At 33.5% G+C, this 16,567-nt stretch carries 14 protein-coding genes and 1 tRNA gene; 3 read left to right on the forward strand and 12 right to left on the reverse strand.

Features of this window, described 5'->3' with window-relative positions; all coding sequences use genetic code 11:
* Positions 1–72: 72 nt before the first annotated feature.
* The 7 genes from hemW to FOF46_RS25035 form a co-directional block, all read right to left on the reverse strand.
* Positions 73–1,209, reverse strand: coding sequence for a radical SAM family heme chaperone HemW (gene hemW / locus FOF46_RS25005; RefSeq protein WP_143918349.1), 1,137 nt, complete (start codon positions 1,207–1,209; stop codon positions 73–75).
* A 68-nt stretch (positions 1,210–1,277) separates the two neighbouring features.
* A complete protein-coding gene (gene ruvC, locus FOF46_RS25010; protein WP_109434226.1) occupies positions 1,278–1,835 on the reverse strand; it encodes a crossover junction endodeoxyribonuclease RuvC in 558 nt (185 codons plus the stop codon).
* A gap of 49 nt (positions 1,836–1,884) precedes the next feature.
* Complete coding sequence (locus tag FOF46_RS25015; protein ID WP_143918350.1) at positions 1,885–2,364, reverse strand: hypothetical protein; 480 nt, start codon at positions 2,362–2,364, stop codon at positions 1,885–1,887.
* 142 nt (positions 2,365–2,506) lie between these two features.
* Positions 2,507–3,928, reverse strand: coding sequence for a M56 family metallopeptidase (locus tag FOF46_RS25020; RefSeq protein ID WP_167571943.1), 1,422 nt, complete (start codon positions 3,926–3,928; stop codon positions 2,507–2,509).
* A 75-nt stretch (positions 3,929–4,003) separates the two neighbouring features.
* Positions 4,004–4,279, reverse strand: coding sequence for a hypothetical protein (locus tag FOF46_RS25025; RefSeq protein ID WP_143918352.1), 276 nt, complete (start codon positions 4,277–4,279; stop codon positions 4,004–4,006).
* A 5-nt stretch (positions 4,280–4,284) separates the two neighbouring features.
* Positions 4,285–4,644 carry a BlaI/MecI/CopY family transcriptional regulator gene (locus tag FOF46_RS25030; RefSeq protein WP_109434222.1) on the reverse strand — a complete coding sequence of 120 codons (360 nt, stop codon included), beginning with the start codon at positions 4,642–4,644 and terminating at the stop codon, positions 4,285–4,287.
* 121 nt (positions 4,645–4,765) lie between these two features.
* The gene (locus FOF46_RS25035) at positions 4,766–5,212 is read right to left on the reverse strand and encodes a hypothetical protein (RefSeq protein WP_143918353.1); all 447 of its coding nucleotides are present in this window, start codon (positions 5,210–5,212) and stop codon (positions 4,766–4,768) included.
* A gap of 172 nt (positions 5,213–5,384) precedes the next feature.
* Here FOF46_RS25035 and FOF46_RS25040 point away from each other — a divergent pair, with 172 nt between their 5' ends.
* Complete coding sequence (locus tag FOF46_RS25040) at positions 5,385–5,885, forward strand: DUF456 domain-containing protein (protein WP_109434220.1); 501 nt, start codon at positions 5,385–5,387, stop codon at positions 5,883–5,885.
* On the opposite strand, the gene FOF46_RS25045 is transcribed toward FOF46_RS25040, so the two are convergent.
* Positions 5,877–6,608, reverse strand: a complete 732-nt coding sequence (locus tag FOF46_RS25045) for an SIMPL domain-containing protein (protein WP_143918354.1) — start codon at positions 6,606–6,608, stop codon at positions 5,877–5,879. The two genes, FOF46_RS25040 and FOF46_RS25045, sit on opposite strands and share 9 nt — an antisense overlap.
* A 254-nt stretch (positions 6,609–6,862) precedes the next feature.
* Between FOF46_RS25045 and FOF46_RS25050 the strand changes: the two genes are divergently transcribed.
* A complete protein-coding gene (locus FOF46_RS25050; RefSeq protein ID WP_143918355.1) occupies positions 6,863–9,472 on the forward strand; it encodes a carbohydrate-binding protein in 2,610 nt (869 codons plus the stop codon).
* A 239-nt stretch (positions 9,473–9,711) separates the two neighbouring features.
* On the opposite strand, the gene FOF46_RS25055 is transcribed toward FOF46_RS25050, so the two are convergent.
* The 3 genes from FOF46_RS25055 to trxA all read right to left on the reverse strand — a co-directional run bounded on the left by FOF46_RS25055 (position 9,712) and on the right by trxA (position 11,254).
* A tRNA-Asp gene (locus tag FOF46_RS25055) sits at positions 9,712–9,785 on the reverse strand.
* 86 nt (positions 9,786–9,871) lie between these two features.
* The gene (locus FOF46_RS25060; RefSeq protein ID WP_109434218.1) at positions 9,872–10,801 is read right to left on the reverse strand and encodes a DUF58 domain-containing protein; all 930 of its coding nucleotides are present in this window, start codon (positions 10,799–10,801) and stop codon (positions 9,872–9,874) included.
* A gap of 135 nt (positions 10,802–10,936) precedes the next feature.
* Positions 10,937–11,254, reverse strand: coding sequence for a thioredoxin (gene trxA, locus FOF46_RS25065; RefSeq protein ID WP_103865399.1), 318 nt, complete (start codon positions 11,252–11,254; stop codon positions 10,937–10,939).
* Positions 11,255–11,519: 265 nt separating this feature from the next.
* Between trxA and FOF46_RS25070 the strand changes: the two genes are divergently transcribed.
* The gene (locus FOF46_RS25070; protein WP_109434217.1) at positions 11,520–11,879 is read left to right on the forward strand and encodes a hypothetical protein; all 360 of its coding nucleotides are present in this window, start codon (positions 11,520–11,522) and stop codon (positions 11,877–11,879) included.
* On the opposite strand, the gene dnaE is transcribed toward FOF46_RS25070, so the two are convergent.
* Positions 11,876–16,261: a DNA polymerase III subunit alpha gene (gene dnaE / locus FOF46_RS25075; protein WP_143918356.1), complete on the reverse strand. Its 4,386-nt coding sequence runs from the start codon at positions 16,259–16,261 to the stop codon at positions 11,876–11,878. The two genes, FOF46_RS25070 and dnaE, sit on opposite strands and share 4 nt — an antisense overlap.
* Between the last annotated feature and the right edge of the window lie 306 nt (positions 16,262–16,567).

Consider the following 16,567-nt stretch of genomic DNA (forward strand, 5'->3'; position numbering starts at 1 on the left):
ATTTCAGGCTATTTTGATATTGTACTGGGTTTCAATACTAGTATATTTTTCTTGGATAACCCCCATGGTTATTTATCCTAAATTTAGTAAGAAAAGATCACTTGCGATGCCGTCACTTAAAAACTTTCCTTTTTTAGTAATCAATAAAGTATCATCATCTATAAATAGTAGGTGTTTGTCAATATGTTTTTGAGCTTGTTTCATAAGATACTCTTTATGTTTTTCACCAAACTCATGTTCTATTTTCTGTAATGACACTCCCCAAATGGTTCTCAAACCTGTCATTATGTATTCGTTATACCTATCAGTTTTACTTAAATCTTCAACTTCTCTGGGGATTTGCTGCTGCTGCAGGGCTTTAATATATTTTATATTGTTATTGATATTCCAGCTTCGTTGTTTTCCATTAAAAGAATGTGCAGATGGCCCAATACCTAAGTAGTTTTTCCCTTTCCAGTATGCGGTGTTATTTTTACTGAAGTACCCGGGTTTTCCAAAATTAGAGAGTTCATAATGCACGAATCCTCGATTTTCTAATGTATCTACGAGAATTTCAAAATGTTCTTGTGCAAGCTCATCACTTACAGGTTCTATTTTACCATTTTGAATTAGTTTTTTTAAAGCAGTTCTGGGCTCGACAGTAAGCGCATAACAAGAGATATGAGGTACTTTAAAGTCCATTGCCACTTGAATGTTCTGTTTCCATTGGTCAATCGACATATTAGGGATGCCATAAATCAGATCAATCGAAATATTTTCAAAATACCGACTAACCATTGCGAGGCATTCTTTTGCTTCATTTGCATTATGAGCTCGATTCATGAGCTGTAAATCTTCTTGAAAAAAAGACTGAATACCTATGCTTAAACGGTTTACATCACTACTAGATAGTGATTTTATCTTTTCTTCGGTTAGATCATCCGGGTTTGCTTCTACTGTTATTTCTGGATTTTGGATAACCGAATAATTCTTATAAATGACCTCTATAATGCGTGTGAGTTCTTCTATAGACAATACGGTAGGTGTACCTCCTCCAAAGTAAATAGTTTCGATATTTTCATTAGGATCAATTTCTGATTTCCGCAACCGTATTTCATCACATAGTGCGGTAATCATTTCATCTTTTTTTTTCATAGAAGTAGAAAAATGAAAATCACAATAGTGACAAGCTTGTTTGCAAAAAGGAATATGGATGTAAATACCGCTAATAATGTTGTATTTTTAAATTGATTGGTACGAATTTAAAATTCTCTGAAATCAAAAGTTATGATCTATAATTATTTTTTTACTCTCTTTTCATTTTGCTTCACAAAAGCAGCCCAGCCAGTATAACTTTTTCCCACTATATCTGCTCGCCCCATATTATAGAAATGGCACACAGCAGCAGCTAGTCCGTCAGTAGAATCGAGGTTTTTTGGAAGTGTTTTTAGTTTTAGTAAACTCTGTAGCATTTTAGCTACTTGTTCTTTACTGGCATTTCCATTACCAGTAATAGCCATCTTAATTTTTTTTGGAGAATATTCTGTGATAGGTACTTCTCTGCTAAGCCCAGCTGCCATAGCCACTCCTTGAGCGCGTCCGAGTTTAAGCATAGATTGTACGTTTTTTCCAAAAAAAGGAGCTTCGATAGCAATTTCATCTGGATGATAAGTGTCTATAAGCTCTATTGTACGTTCAAAAATTAGCTTTAGTTTTAAATAATGATCATCATATTTGCCAAGTTGAAGCTCATTAAGCTGTAAAAAAGACATTTTCTTATTTCGTATTTTAATAAGTCCGAAACCCATAATTGTGGTTCCAGGGTCAATGCCTAATATAATTTTTTCGTTTTCCAATGAAATACAGAGTTTTTACAAAACTACGCAATTCAAAATAAGTATACTGCTAATCTATGTGTATTACAATAGGAAGTTTATAACGTGTTGTTACGGGGGTACTTCTCGTGTGTGCGGGTTCAACCTCTGGTAAAGAATCAATGCTTTGTTCTAACCTGTTTTTAAGGTCTGGAATCTGAGCAATTGTAGTATCTGGTAATGTAAAATCCTCAAGTATGATTTTGCCATCTTTGGTAATTAATAAAGGTACCCAAATGGTGTCATTAATTGTTCTTTTTACTGTGATAGGATATTTGGTAAGATAGTCATGTATGTGTTTGGTAATCGTATTTTGAAAACATGAATCTAACTCATCTTCTGCTTTCCCTTTACAAACAGAAAATAGCGGAGGTTGTTCTACTTCATTACGATTTAATTTATCCATTCCCTCTTTTACAATATCTTCTTTGTTCTCTTTTTTGAGAACAAAATTTTTACAAGAAAATAAAGTAAAAACTAATAGAATGATATGCCAATTTCTATTCCTCATTAATCCATAAACTATTTCGGATTGCCAAGCTACATAATTTTTTTTAGAAGGAGAAATGATGGGATTATTAAAGCCGAAGTAAGTAACTTCGGCTTGTAATTTATTACACTTTTGATCTATGTTAAATTCTTTTTTTTAAGTCTTAATTAATAGGGTCATTATCATTAAAATCAAGAGCGATATTGTATGAAGGAACATTATAGCCTTTATCAGTTTTGATTACTGTAAAGTCCAGAGTATACTCACCTATTTCATTTGCTTTTTCATCTTTAAAATATGCTAAGCAAACTCCATCCACTGTTTTTTCAGCATAATTGTCACCATATGTGATATTGAGTTTGTATTTTCCTTCTGGGATATTTCTAATGAAATACATTTTACCTCGTTTTATATAAGCCGTTCTGATAACTTGTTCTGTATCTAGTACAAAAACTTGAACTATAACTTCGGCATTATTACCAGTTGTAATCTTTAGATAATTGTCTATTTTTTTATCGTAAGTAGAATTTTGGTTAGAGCATTTGGGTTCAGACCCTCCACTATTATTGTTATTAACAATGGTATTTGATTCTTCAGAGGACTCATCAGGTAATTCGGATTCTTTTTTTACCATATCAATAGATATATTATATGATGGTATATTTACTCCTTTTTCCGTTTTTAGAACATCGAAATCTAGAATGTTTTCATTTATTTCTGTTGCTACTTCATTTTTAAAATACCCTTTGCAGGTTTCATCTACGGTCTTTTCTGCATAATCTTCACCATATGATATATGTAGTTTGTACTTTCCTTCAGGTATGTTTCGCACAAAAAAGGTTTGATTTCTAAAAAAGTGAATCGTTCTTATTTTTTTTGAAGTTTCTATAGAAATGATATCAAGAATAGCTTCAGAATTTTTACCGTTTCTTACACTTAAATAATTATTAAGATTTTTATTATATACTGAATTTTGATTTGGACATTTTGGTTCATGACTTATCATAAGTGCTGCATAGTCTGGACGGTCATCATTTTTTGAACCCTCAAAGTCATTATCTTTTGATTGATTTAATTCTTCACTACAAGCAGTATATGTCAGAATTCCTAAGACTATAGGGATTAATAGCAGGTATTTAAATTTGGAGATAGTTTTAGATTTGGATTTTTGTAACATAAGTATTCGTTTTTTGATTAGGGATTGATTAAAAAATTGATTTACAAATGTGATTTCTTGAGTTTGAAAAGCAGCATTTAACAATTGCTCTATATAATTTCTTTTGTCTATGGTTGTAATTACTTCGGCGTCAGCTATATACTCGTGTAATACCGTTATTCTTGATTGAAATACATAGACGAGGGGATTCCACCAAAATAGGACTCTTAAAAACTCAAAGAAGATCTGATCGATAGAATGTTTTTCCTCAACATGTACAACCTCATGCAATAGGATTTGTTTTTTTTCTTCAGCATTCAAAGCATCTCCTAGATATATAGTATTCCAAAAAGAAAATGCTTGACTACTATTGGGTAGGACAGCTATTTTTTTATTGTTAAATGTTGCTTTGATTGCGACAGATTTCAAAATTTTAAGCTTATAAAGTTTAAAAAGAAGTAACAATAAACTTATTCCTACACCAATATAATAAGCGAATAACCACTAATTTGTTGGGTTTTGATGGATTTCTGTAGTGCCCAAAGAAGTTAAGCCTTCAGTAGAAATGGTAATTACCCTTTCTACTTGAGAGGCATATATTTGTGATGTTGTTGTTTTAAAGGATTCAATCTTTACAAAGGGTAAGATAAAAGATAATATTGGAGTGATAATTAAGTATAATCTGTTCCAATTAAAAAATGTGTCTTTTTTAAGAAGTAGATCATAAATTACTAAAAACAGCATCTGAAAAATCAGTATTTGGAGAATATAATGCAGCATGAGGATTATTTTTCTTTGTCTAATTCTTTTAAGATCTTCTCAAGATCTTTGACATCCATGTCATTCTTTTTCACAAAAAAAGAAACCATGTTTCTAAAAGATCCATTAAAGTAATTATCCATCAACTTATTGAGTGATTGGTTACTGTATTCCTCCTTTTTAACCCTAGGGAAATAGATATACCCTTTGCCTTCTTTGCGATGGGATACGAATTCTTTATTCTCCAGAATTCTAATAATAGTAGAGATTGTATTGTATGCAGGTTTAGGCTCAGGCATTTTATCTATAATAGAAGCCACGTTGGCCTCTTCTAATTGCCATAGCCATTGCATAACTTCTTCTTCGGCTTTTGTAAGTTGTTTCATTGTCTTTTTAACTAAATATTTAGTTGAATGAAACAAATGTAACTAATTTTTTAGTTATAACTAATTTTTTAGTTGAAAAAAATCAAAAAAAATATTCCCAATAAGAGAAGAGTATATCGAATCAGTCGTTACCCGTTAATCTTTTTTGTGGTAAATCAATTTTGGGTCCTTCAGCATTAAAAGTAATGAGTAAGGTGAAAATGTCTTCAAAAATCTGTTCTTTAGAAACTTCTTTTGGTATTGGGATCAAATTTGGGAACGATTGTAATGTTCTTATAGCTTCTAGTTCTAGTTGCATAGCAGATCCTTTTGCCTGAATGTCTATGATTTTACCTTTCTGGTCTACTTTAAATCGAGTATAAATTCTATTAAGACCAGGTTTAGTGTAAGATAATACGCTAGGGATGTCGTAATTAGTATCTACAAATGCTTTGATTTCATTAGTGATACAATTCTTTATGAGACGTTGATTTGTTTCGCTTTTGCATTTTATAGTAGTAAAATTACTTTGCGAAAAAGAAATAGTGGACATCATTAACGCGATGGATAATACTAAAAAAGATTGCATAATTTAGGGGGTAGTTTTATATCAATTAAATGTTGATTATAATTTTCAGAAACAAAATAATTAAATAAAAATGTATTTAAAGCTATATTAGGTAAATTAAAAGCATGAGTGTAGAGTTAAATCATATTAGCGTAACAAATCAGAAACATTATCGTCATATAAGCAAAAGAATATGGATATAGCATTAATCATAATTGGTCTTTTATTTTGTCTTTTAGGGATAATAGGAAGTTTTCTACCAGTGTTACCAGGGCCATTTACTTCATGGATAGGATTGTTGATTATTCATTTTACTGATGTTATTCCACAAAACTGGACATTTTTAGGAATTACTTTGGCCATATCCCTTGTTGTATGGGTGCTGGATTATATTGTTCCTGCTTTAGGCACAAAAAAGTTTGGAGGTACAAAATATGGGATGATTGGCAGCTCTCTGGGGCTTATTGTCGGAATTATATTTATGGGACCATTTGGCATCATTGTAGGTCCTTTTGCAGGAGCTTTTATAGGAGAATTTATACGAGATAGTAGTGAGTCTTCAAAGGCGCTTAAAGCAGCTTTTGGTTCTTTTATTGGTTTTCTGGCAGGTACTTTTCTTAAGTTTATTGTATCTGTTGGTTTTTTGATATTTTATTTTATTAAAGTATGGGAAAATTGGGGAGCACTATTTTAGAGTATATGTTAATTTTGTAGTGATAGAAGCAGTTTTTTCTCTAGACGAAGTGTTTAATGCACCTCCCCAAGAATGATCTTCACCAGAATGCCTTCCGGTTATTTGAAAAATCCCCATTTTAGCAACCGTTAATTCATCTAGTTCTGATCCTGAGTTCACAGCTATTTTCTCAGCTCTTAATTTAGCGTTTTCTGTTGCTTTTGATATCATTTCAATTTTTAGTTCTGCAAGTTTTGTATAATAGTATCGAGGTTTTTTTGAATAAAACTGCACTCCTTTATTAAGTAGTTCTGTAATTTCTCTTGATATTTTTTCGATCTTTTCTACTTCATTTGAGCTTATCATTATGGTTTGAGAGAGTTCATAACCAATAAAATTTTCTCCTATGTATGTTCCGGTAGCAGAGTAGTTGGATTGTGTTTTACGATCTGTTATCACGGCATTAAAAACCGCTGTAGTAGCATCGATTCCATGAGTTGTTAAGTAATCCATTACTACTTTCTTATCTTTCTTAAGATCAATATAAGCTTGCTGTAAGTCAGTATTTGATTTAGTAAACTCTCCTTCCCATACAATCAGGTCTGAAGTAAAATTTGTAACTCCATGTCCAGTCACCGCAATTGTTCGTTCTGGTTTATTTCGATTCATGTATGCGTTTCCTAGAACAATGGACGAAATAACAATAGCTGTTGAAAATACGATAGAACTAATATTGGTTTTCATTTCTTTGATTTTATATGAGTCTAAGATATTGATAAAAAACATATTAGAATCCCCTGAATTCTGGGGTATTTGAATTTAAATGATTAGTTGCAAGGCTTAATGTGTTTTAGAATTTAACTTAATAGAAGCTATTTTAAATTAAAAAATCCCTCCTGATTTACTATTGCTTTTTATTTATGTTCTATATCTAATCAATTATCAAACATAAAAACGTATTTAATACGTTTATTCTTAAAACTAAACTCTTTTAAACCATGAAACACAAAACATTTATTAGTACTATGATCGTATTATTCTGTGTTAACTTAAGTATAGCACAAGTAATTGAATCACACCGACAAGCCGCCAATGCATTATGGGAAGCCTATGGGAGAAATCCAAGTAATCCCTCACAAATGCCCAATGCAGTGCCGCTCAATGTGAACTCTAATATAGATCAAATAGTAATTGATCCTACTTTTGGTAACCTGGAAACAGCGCTAAAAACTCTTCTGGATAATAATGGTGGAATTCTTCGTTTCAATAATACTGCTCCAGCCACTATTAATTTTAACAATGTTATTCATCTTAATCCGTCATACCAAAATAGAGATAAAGTAAGAACAATTGTAATTCAAGGAAAGAATATCACATTTGATGGTCAAAACAATACTAGTCTTTTTTTGATTAGGGGTAGTGTTAATTTAGTAATTCAAGATGCAAAGTTGACAAATGCCAACTTTAAAGGAGTCTCTCAAGCAAATCTTAAGAGTATCTTTCGTTCTGGTGGTGGTGCGATAGAAGTAGCACAAGCCGGATCATTTTTTGCATCTTTAAGAGTAAGAAACTGCCAATTTATTAACAATAAGGTATCACATTTTAAAGGTATAGGTGAAAACCAAAACGGTGCAGCAATTAGAATTAACAACAAAAGTACTGCAGAGGTATTTGGTTGTAGTTTCAAAAACAACCAGGCAGTTACAGGAGGAGCCATAGGAGCAACTTCAATTGAAAGACTTACTATTATCAATAGTTCTTTTGACTCTAATTTATCTAATGGATATAAATCGACTACTGGTTATATGGATGTAGTAGAGGGTGCTGGTGCTTTACGAGTGGATAGAACAACAAAACCTCTTGAAATCTATGGAACTAGTTTTACCAGAAATTCTGCAAATGTAAAAGTATCAGTAATGGAAGTATTTATAGCTCCGGTTTTTGGGTCTTCACCAGGCTATCCTACCAATGAACCAGCTCTAGTTATTGATAATTGTGAGTTTAAAGACAATACATATAATAATTATGCAGGTGTAAGTAACTTTCAAAGAGCTTTTTTTGCAGGATGTGTTGTTTTTCATGGGGATAGTGCTAAAATGAAGTTAACCAATTCTGTATTTGATAATAATGAAGTAGGACAAGCCAATGTTAGATTAATTAATAATTTTGAATTTAGTAACTGTACTTTTGCAAACACTAAATTTCTCAATGTTGTAGATGCACCACAACAAGGAGCTGTTTTTTTACAAAAAATACCAGAATCAGGGTCATTTAATAACTGTACTTTTTATAAAAATGAACCTAGAAATGGAACTTTTGCCAATGATATCATGTTTTGGCAGAGCACAGTGCCTTCAAGAGTTACACTAAACAACTCTATATTTTACCGTACTAATACAAGCGCAAATATTAAGCAGGTAAAAGCTCCTTTAATGGGGAATGGCAATAATCAATTTATCCCAGAAGCTAATATGTCATTATTTGACGAAGTTTCTACTACAGCTTCAAATAAAACTAATCCTAATATTATTGCTAATAACATAGTAGATATGTGTTTGGGAACTAATTCGCTACCTGCTAATATTGGTGGACTTAATGATTGCTCGGGGACACCACCGCCACCGCCACCAACAGGTATCGCAATTCCGGGAGTTATTCAAGTAGAAAATTATGTAGTTAAAAATGGAGATGTAAAAACTGAAAACACTCCTGGAGGAGGACAAAATCTTGGGTTCATAAGAAATAATAATTATACCGAATATGATATCAATGTTGCTGAAACAGGAGCGTATAAGCTAGATATTTTTACTTCTTCAAACGGAGTCGGGGGTAATGTTGTGGTTTCAGTCGGAGGAACAAATTTAGCAACACTAGCAGTACCTGTAAATAATGCATGGCATACTTATAATACCCCGGTGACTGCAAATTTAGATTTGGTTGCAGGGGTTCAGAAAATTCGTTTTACGTATACAGGATCAGCGGGGTTCTTGTTTAATTTTGATCGTGCAGAATTTAATATAAATACTACTACACCATCTACATTAGATTGTAGCAATGCACCTACCGGATTAAAAGTAACTAACACAACTGCAAATTCGATTACATTTTCTTTTGATAATTCGAGTACTGATACCAGGAGATTTGAACTAAGAGCATTTCCGCAAGGTGTTTTTGCCGGAAATATAAACTCTGGAGCAGTTAGTTATGCTGCGGCCGAAGCCGGAAACCCTTCTGTTACTATTAAAGGGTTGCAATCAGGAACGAACTATGATTTTGTATTTAGAGCTTTATGTTCTGGGGGCAACCCGGGAGCTAGTTCGGTTGCTCCTATAGTTATGGCTTCTACAAGCGGAGTATCAACTAAGCATGGAAATGAGGAAGAATTAAGGATTGCTGTATATACAAACCCTACCAGAGGAAGTGATTTAGAGCTACATGGAGATGTTGAAAATGTAATGTATATATTATATAATTTATCAGGTCAAATCGTTAAAAAAGGTGTTTTAACTACTTCGGTAATTTCTACCCAAGGTTTTCCAAAGGGAATCTATATACTTGAGTTAAATAAAGGAACAAAAAGAAAAGTTCTTAAAACCTTAATGCAATAATTTTTAAACTGGATCAAGCCTAAAATTGTGCTTATATAATTTTTAGGCTTGATTTAATTAGTCTTTTAGTGTGCATTATAAACTTTGCTTAGGTAGCAATTAAAAAAAGCCTCTCCAAGTTTATATGGAAAAGCTTCTCATCGGTTTACTACGAAACCACTCACGCTTAGCGTGAGACAACACAACATTTTTAATTGCCAAAAAAAGCTTCAATGTTAATTGAAGCTTTTGCAATTTTGCGGTCTGGACGGGACTCGAACCCGCGACCCCCTGCGTGACAGGCAGGTATTCTAACCAACTGAACTACCAGACCAAGGCCTTATTGCGGATGCAAATATACACCTCATTTTAATACCCGCAAATATTTTTTTTGTTTTTTTTGCAATTATATTTTTTTGTTTAAGCAAATTTCTGTCTTTCAACAAAATAGGTGGTTAATATTTTGTCAAAATCTTTAGTGGTATCTGCTTCAACATACTTAATGCCGTACTGAGCACATTTCATTTTCAAATCATAAAAATAAGATGACACTTCTTTTCGATAATTATCTTTGATATTGTCTGCATATAAATTGATGAAATCACCAGTTTCTACATCCACAAAACGGGTAGGTCGATTACTAAAATCAAAGTTTAATTCTTTTTCACTATCAAAAGTATGAAATAGGATAACCTCATGCTTATTGTATTTAAGATGCCTGAGCGCTTCAAATAACTTTTCTGGGTTAGATGAAGCTTGTAACATATCGGTAAATAAAAATAGTAATGATCTCCTATGTATTTTCTCGGCTATTAAATGTAAAAATTTAAAAGTATCTGTATTTTTATTATTCGATTGATGAAGTATGGTTTTGTTTAACGTGTTAAGTAACATCTGATGATGTCTTTCACTACCTTTTTCTGGAGCATAATAATCATATTCGTCGCTGTAGATACTTAAACCTATAGCATCACGTTGTTTTTTAAGAATATTCATCAAACAAGCCGTAGCAAGAACTGAAAAACTGATTTTATTCAAAGATCCTAAATGATGTTCTTTTACAGCAGGATAATGCATTGAAGAAGAGTTGTCAATGATGATATGACATCTAAGGTTTGTTTCTTCTTCATATCGCTTGGTAAACAGTTTATCAGTTTTGGCAAACAGTTTCCAATCAATATGTTTTGTGCTTTCACCATTATTATACACTTTGTGTTCTGCAAATTCTGCAGAAAAACCATGAAAGGGACTTTTGTGCATGCCAGAGATAAAGCCTTCTACAACTTGTTTTGCAAGTAGCTCCAAGTTAGTAAATCCACCGGTTTTGTTGATCTCTTTTTGTATATCCATGATGTAATCTTTTGTATGAAAGATGAGTGGCTATGTCAATTGATTGATGTCAACAATATACGTATTACAAAATAGTATTCATAAAAAAAGGTTTGATCATTGACCAAACCTTTTTTTATATCTAATTGAATTCTCTTACAAAAGTGAATCCAGTGCTTCTGCGTATACATTTTTAGGAGAAACTCCTACTTGACGACCTACTACTTCTCCATTTTGGAAAACTAAAACAGTTGGAATGTTTCTTACTCCATACTTAGCTGCAAATTCTTGATTAGCATCAACATCAACTTTTCCTACAACGGCCTTGCCATCATATTCATCGCTAATTTGTTCAATGATTGGGCCTACCATTCTACAAGGACCACACCAAGCTGCCCAAAAATCAACTAATACAGGTTTATCACTTTTAAGTACTACTTCATCAAAAGTAGCATCGGTTATTTCTAGTGCCATAGTTATTTATTGTTTAAAAAATTCTTACTTATTTTTAATGTTCACAAAATTAGTCAATTATTCTGCTAAAGCTTACACACGTAATATTTGTTTTGACTATTGAGCCATTTGATTTTCTGATACCAAAGGTAAAATAAAATTAAAGATTTAAAATACAATTTAGCCTATGCACTTTGAAAAACATGAAAAAGAAGCATATTCTAGTGACAAAAGAAATGTTTTAAAATAAAATTAACATTATATTTGTGAGTATGAGCCAAAGATAATGAGAGAAACCCAACTACCTTATTGTGATCTTTTTTTCAAGGATACTCATGTGATTTTAGTGATGCATGAGGGGTCTGCTATGACCATAGAAATAGCTGCGGAGATCACATCTATTTTAGAAAGTTACTATAAGGGAAAAAACTTTATATTAATTACCCATAGAAAATTTCCTCACGATATTGATCTTAATGTGTATAAAGGCAGAATATTAAAAAATATGATAGGCTTTGCCATAGTTTCTGATGATCCAGAAGAGATGCAAAGAGCTATGGAAGAACAGTCCTTGTGGGATGAAGCTTTTACTTTTTTCACAACTCTGGAAGAAGCAGAAAATTGGGCCACTAGTTTTTTTGATTAATTTAGTTTATAATACACTGCATCATTTTCTAAAGCAGCCAGTAGTTCTGGTGATATATTTACTTTCTGTTTTCTACTAGGCATATGTAGTTTTAGTTTTTCTGCCATTTCGAATATTACAAAATTTAAAGTATGATTACCAGAATGGTCAGTTAACAAATTCTTTAATCCATCGATTCTATGATCAGAAAGGTCATTAATATCAAGTTGTATGGTTAATTTTCTTGCATAGGTCTCCATTACGTCATGTAATAATTGAAAACTATTAAATTGTACTCTCGGATCTCCTTTTTTACCGGTATCACGATTGACCCATCCCTCCTTTATAAATGCTTTTGCATAAACAAATGTACTTTTTACAAGAAATGGTCTATGTTTAAGGTAATCTTCACCAAAAATTCTAAATTCGTGTGCAGTGTTATAATCTTCGATAGAAAAAGTAGCCCAGCCTTTTCCGTTTTTTGAGGTACGGTGTTCTACATTTGTGATAACCCCTCCAAAAGAAATTTCTCTGTTGACATTGCTTTCCAGATCAGCAAAATTAAGAAGGGTACCATTGCAAAAATATTTCATTTCGTATTTAAAATCATCCAGAGGATGTCCAGAAAGATATATTCCTACTACCTCTTTTTCTCGAGCCAGTTTTTCCATTGTACCCCATTCTTCACAGGGGGGAACTATAGGTTCTGGGATTTGTACGTCACTTGCTTCTCCAAATAAACTTACTTGTGATGAATTCTCACTCTCTTGATATTTGGATCCATAACGCATTGCTTTTTCTAGAAATGTGACGCCATCGCCTTCTTCGTGAAAATATTGTCCTCTATGGGTGTCGGAAAAAGAATCGAACCCTCCTGCAAGAGCTAAACTTTCGAATGCTTTTTTATTTGCTGCGCGAAGATCAATGCGTTTGGCAAGATCAAAAATAGATCTATATGGGCCGTCCTCTTTTCGATTTTCAACGATTGTTGCTACTGCTCCTGTTCCTACTCCTTTTATAGCTCCCATCCCGAAACGTACCGCACCATCTTTGTTAACCGAGAATTTACGATAGGATTCATTTACATCAGGGCCCAAAACGTCTAGTTTCATACGTTTACATTCCTCCATAAAGAATGTAACTTGTTTAATATCATTCATGTTATTAGAAAGTACAGCAGCCATATATTCTGCGGGATAATGTGCTTTAAGGTATGCTGTTTGGTATGCAATCCAGGCATAGCATGTGGAGTGAGATTTGTTAAAAGCATAGGCAGCAAAAGCTTCCCAATCTTTCCATATTTTTTCTAATTTATCCTCGGCATGACCTTTGGCAGATGCTTGAGAGATAAACTTGGGTTTCATCTTATCCAGAACCGCTTTTTGTTTTTTACCCATTGCTTTACGCAATACATCGGCTTCACCTTTTGTAAAATCAGCAAGTTTTTGCGAAAGCAACATCACTTGCTCCTGATATACCGTGATTCCATAAGTTTCTTTCAGGTATTCTTCGCAAGCCTCAAGGTCATAGATAATTTCTTCGGTACCATGTTTTCTATTAATGAAACTAGGGATATATTCTAGAGGTCCAGGGCGATATAAAGCGTTCATTGCAATAAGATCTGCAAAAACAGTAGGCTTTAGTTCCTTCATGTATTTTTGCATCCCAGGGGATTCATATTGGAACACCCCGACAGTTTCTCCTCGCTGGAACAGTGCATATGTCTCCTCATCGTCTAGAGGAAAGTTTTCTGGATCGAGTTCTACTCCATGTTTTGCTTTTACAATTTTAACAGTGTCCTTGATTAGTGTTAATGTCTTTAATCCCAGGAAATCCATTTTTAGTAATCCTGCATTTTCTACTACCGAGTTATCAAACTGGGTGCAATACATATCAGAATCCTTTGCTAAAGCAACGGGAACGAATTTGGTAATATCATCTGGGGTGATAATTACACCACAAGCATGTATTCCTGTGTTTCTAACAGACCCTTCCAGTACACGTGCCTGATTTAAAGTTTCTGCTTCAAGATCACTACCTTCTGCTATATTTAGGAGTTCATTGACTTTTTCTAATTCATCACTTCTAAATTTTTTCTTTAGTACAGCCTCGTCAACACCAAAAATCTTTCCTAACTTAGACATATTAGGAATAAGTTTGGCAATTCGATCGGCATCACCAAGAGGTAGGTCTAGTACTCGTGCAGTATCTCGTATAGAGGATTTTGCTGCCATTGTACCATAAGTAATGATTTGTGCTACCTGATTAGCACCATATTTTTCGATTACATAATCCATCACCCGACCACGACCTTCATCATCAAAATCGATATCGATATCTGGCATACTTACACGATCCGGATTAAGAAAACGCTCAAAAAGCAGGTCATACTTTATAGGATCTAGATTGGTGATCCATAAGCAGTAAGCTACAGCTGATCCTGCAGCAGACCCACGTCCAGGACCTACAGAAACATCCATGCCTCGTGCCGCTCTGATAAAATCCTCCACAATCAGGAAATATCCAGGATATCCCGTTTTTTCAATTACTTTTAATTCAAAATCCAGGCGTTCATCAATCTCTGGAGTGATCTCTCCATAACGTTTTTTTGCACCTTCATAAGTGATATGTCTCAGGTATTTGTTTTCTCCACGTTTACCTCCATCAATCTGGTCTTCTTTAAACTGAAACTCTTCGGGGATATCAAAAGCAGGAAGGAGAACGTCTCTGGCAAGTTCAAAAGGCTCAACCTTATCGATGATCTCCTGAATATTTATAATGGCTTCTGGCAAATCTTTGAATAATGCTTTCATCTCTTCCTGAGTTTTGAAGTAATATTCTTGATTTGGTAAACCATATCGATATCCTCTACCGCGACCGATGGGGGTAGCTTGTTTTTCCCCATCTTTTACACATAATAATATATCATGGGCATTAGCATCTTCTTTTTCGCAATAATAGGTGTTGTTAGATGCTACAGTCTTTATATTATGTTTTTTTGCAAATTCAATGAGTACTTGATTTACTCTATTTTCATCTTCTTGGTTATGACGCATAATCTCAATATACAGGTCATCACCAAATTCCTCGTGCCACCACAAAAGTGCTTCTTCAGCTTGTTTTTCGCCAATATTCAAAACTTTACTAGGTACCTCGCCATATAAGTTTCCTGTAAGCACGATAATATCCTCTTTATACTGTTGTATGACTTTTTTATCAATCCTTGGGATATAATAAAATCCATTGACAAAAGCGGTAGAGGACATCTTGGCTAGATTGTGATATCCATTTTTGTTTTTGGCTAACAATACGATTTGATATCCATTATCTTTTCTGGATTTGTCGGTGTGATTTTCACAAACAAAAAACTCACATCCTACAATAGGCTTTATTTCTATTCCTTCAGGTTCCTGCCCATTTTCTATAGCTTCTGCATTTGCAGCTTTTACACTTTTATTATGATTAGCAACGCCTTGAACAAAATGGAATGCTCCCATCATATTTGCATGATCGGTCATGGCAACTGCATTCATCTTGTGTTTTGCTGTAATTTTAATCAGATCAGGAATACTAGTAGTAGATTGAAGTACTGAGAACTGAGTATGGTTATGAAGGTGTGCAAAATTAGCTTCTTCTAGTGCTGCAATATTATTATTAATCTCTTCCTGAGATAGATCAGATGATCCTTGTTTAGTAAGAGCTTCTTGTATTTTTTGCGAAGCCTTTTTGAGATTAATATGCTTTAAACCGATAAGTTGGATCGGTTCTGGGTGTGCTTTATTAAAATTTTGAAAGTAATCTGATTCTACATCAAGTTCTTCCTGTGTGAAAATTTGTTTACGAATTAGCTCAAGAAAACATCGTGTAGTAGCTTCTACATCAGCAGTGGCATTATGGGCTTCTCCAAAAGCAACACCAAAAAGATGTTGATGTAACTCAGTAAGTGTTGGAAGCTTAAATTTACCACCACGGCCACCTGGGATCTGACAAAGCGAAGCAGTAGTTTCTGTACAAGTATCAAGAACCGGAAGATTTTGTAAGTCATTTTCTACGCCTAAGCGATAAAACTCGGCCCCCATTATATTTACATCAAAACCAACATTTTGCCCTACAACAAATTTAGTCTTTGATAGGGCTATATTAAATTTTTCAAGAACTTCTTCTAGTGTAATACCATCTTGTTCTGCTAACTCTGTAGAAATACCATGAATTTTTTCGGCATCATATGGAATATTAAACCCATCAGGTTTTACCAGATAATCTTGGTGTTCAATACAATTTCCCATAGCATCATGTAATTGCCATGCAATCTGGATACATCTTGGCCAATTATCTGTGTCACTAATAGGGGCATCCCATCGTTTTGGTAACCCGGTGGTTTCAGTATCAAAAACTAAGTACATAAAAAGAAGTATTTCTAGAAAATCATCCCTTACAAAGGAGATTCAAAAATAACCAAAATCAAGAATTCATTTTTCAAAAGTTATCCTTAATTATTAACTAATTCTTTTCTAGTTAATTATGAAGGTAAAATATAATCAATAAAAAAGCTTAGGAGAATTATTCTCCTAAGCTTTAGATATATATAAGTTCTTTTAATGCTTAATTAATTATTACGAGGAGACCCGATTTGAGTACCTATTACACTTGCTCCCGGTTGTGTAATTACCGGGCAGTTGATAATTGCTCCTGTTGCAGTTAATAAATCA

This window comes from Aquimarina algiphila, assembly GCF_007489275.1.
Classification (GTDB): domain Bacteria; phylum Bacteroidota; class Bacteroidia; order Flavobacteriales; family Flavobacteriaceae; genus Aquimarina; species Aquimarina algiphila.

What these genes read in the sequence shown, in the direction of transcription:
- FOF46_RS25015 (WP_143918350.1), bottom strand. Translation starts at nt 2,364, where the DNA reads ATGAGGAATAGAAATTGGCATATCATTCTATTAGTTTTTACTTTATTT.
- FOF46_RS25025 (WP_143918352.1), bottom strand. Translation starts at nt 4,279, where the DNA reads ATGCTGCATTATATTCTCCAAATACTGATTTTTCAGATGCTGTTTTTA.
- FOF46_RS25030 (WP_109434222.1), bottom strand. Translation starts at nt 4,644, where the DNA reads ATGAAACAACTTACAAAAGCCGAAGAAGAAGTTATGCAATGGCTATGG.
- FOF46_RS25035 (WP_143918353.1), bottom strand. Translation starts at nt 5,212, where the DNA reads ATGCAATCTTTTTTAGTATTATCCATCGCGTTAATGATGTCCACTATT.
- FOF46_RS25040 (WP_109434220.1), top strand. Translation starts at nt 5,385, where the DNA reads ATGGATATAGCATTAATCATAATTGGTCTTTTATTTTGTCTTTTAGGG.
- FOF46_RS25045 (WP_143918354.1), bottom strand. Translation starts at nt 6,608, where the DNA reads ATGAAAACCAATATTAGTTCTATCGTATTTTCAACAGCTATTGTTATT.
- FOF46_RS25050 (WP_143918355.1), top strand. Translation starts at nt 6,863, where the DNA reads ATGAAACACAAAACATTTATTAGTACTATGATCGTATTATTCTGTGTT.
- FOF46_RS25060 (WP_109434218.1), bottom strand. Translation starts at nt 10,801, where the DNA reads ATGGATATACAAAAAGAGATCAACAAAACCGGTGGATTTACTAACTTG.
- trxA (WP_103865399.1), bottom strand. Translation starts at nt 11,254, where the DNA reads ATGGCACTAGAAATAACCGATGCTACTTTTGATGAAGTAGTACTTAAA.
- FOF46_RS25070 (WP_109434217.1), top strand. Translation starts at nt 11,520, where the DNA reads ATGAGAGAAACCCAACTACCTTATTGTGATCTTTTTTTCAAGGATACT.
- dnaE (WP_143918356.1), bottom strand. Translation starts at nt 16,261, where the DNA reads ATGTACTTAGTTTTTGATACTGAAACCACCGGGTTACCAAAACGATGG.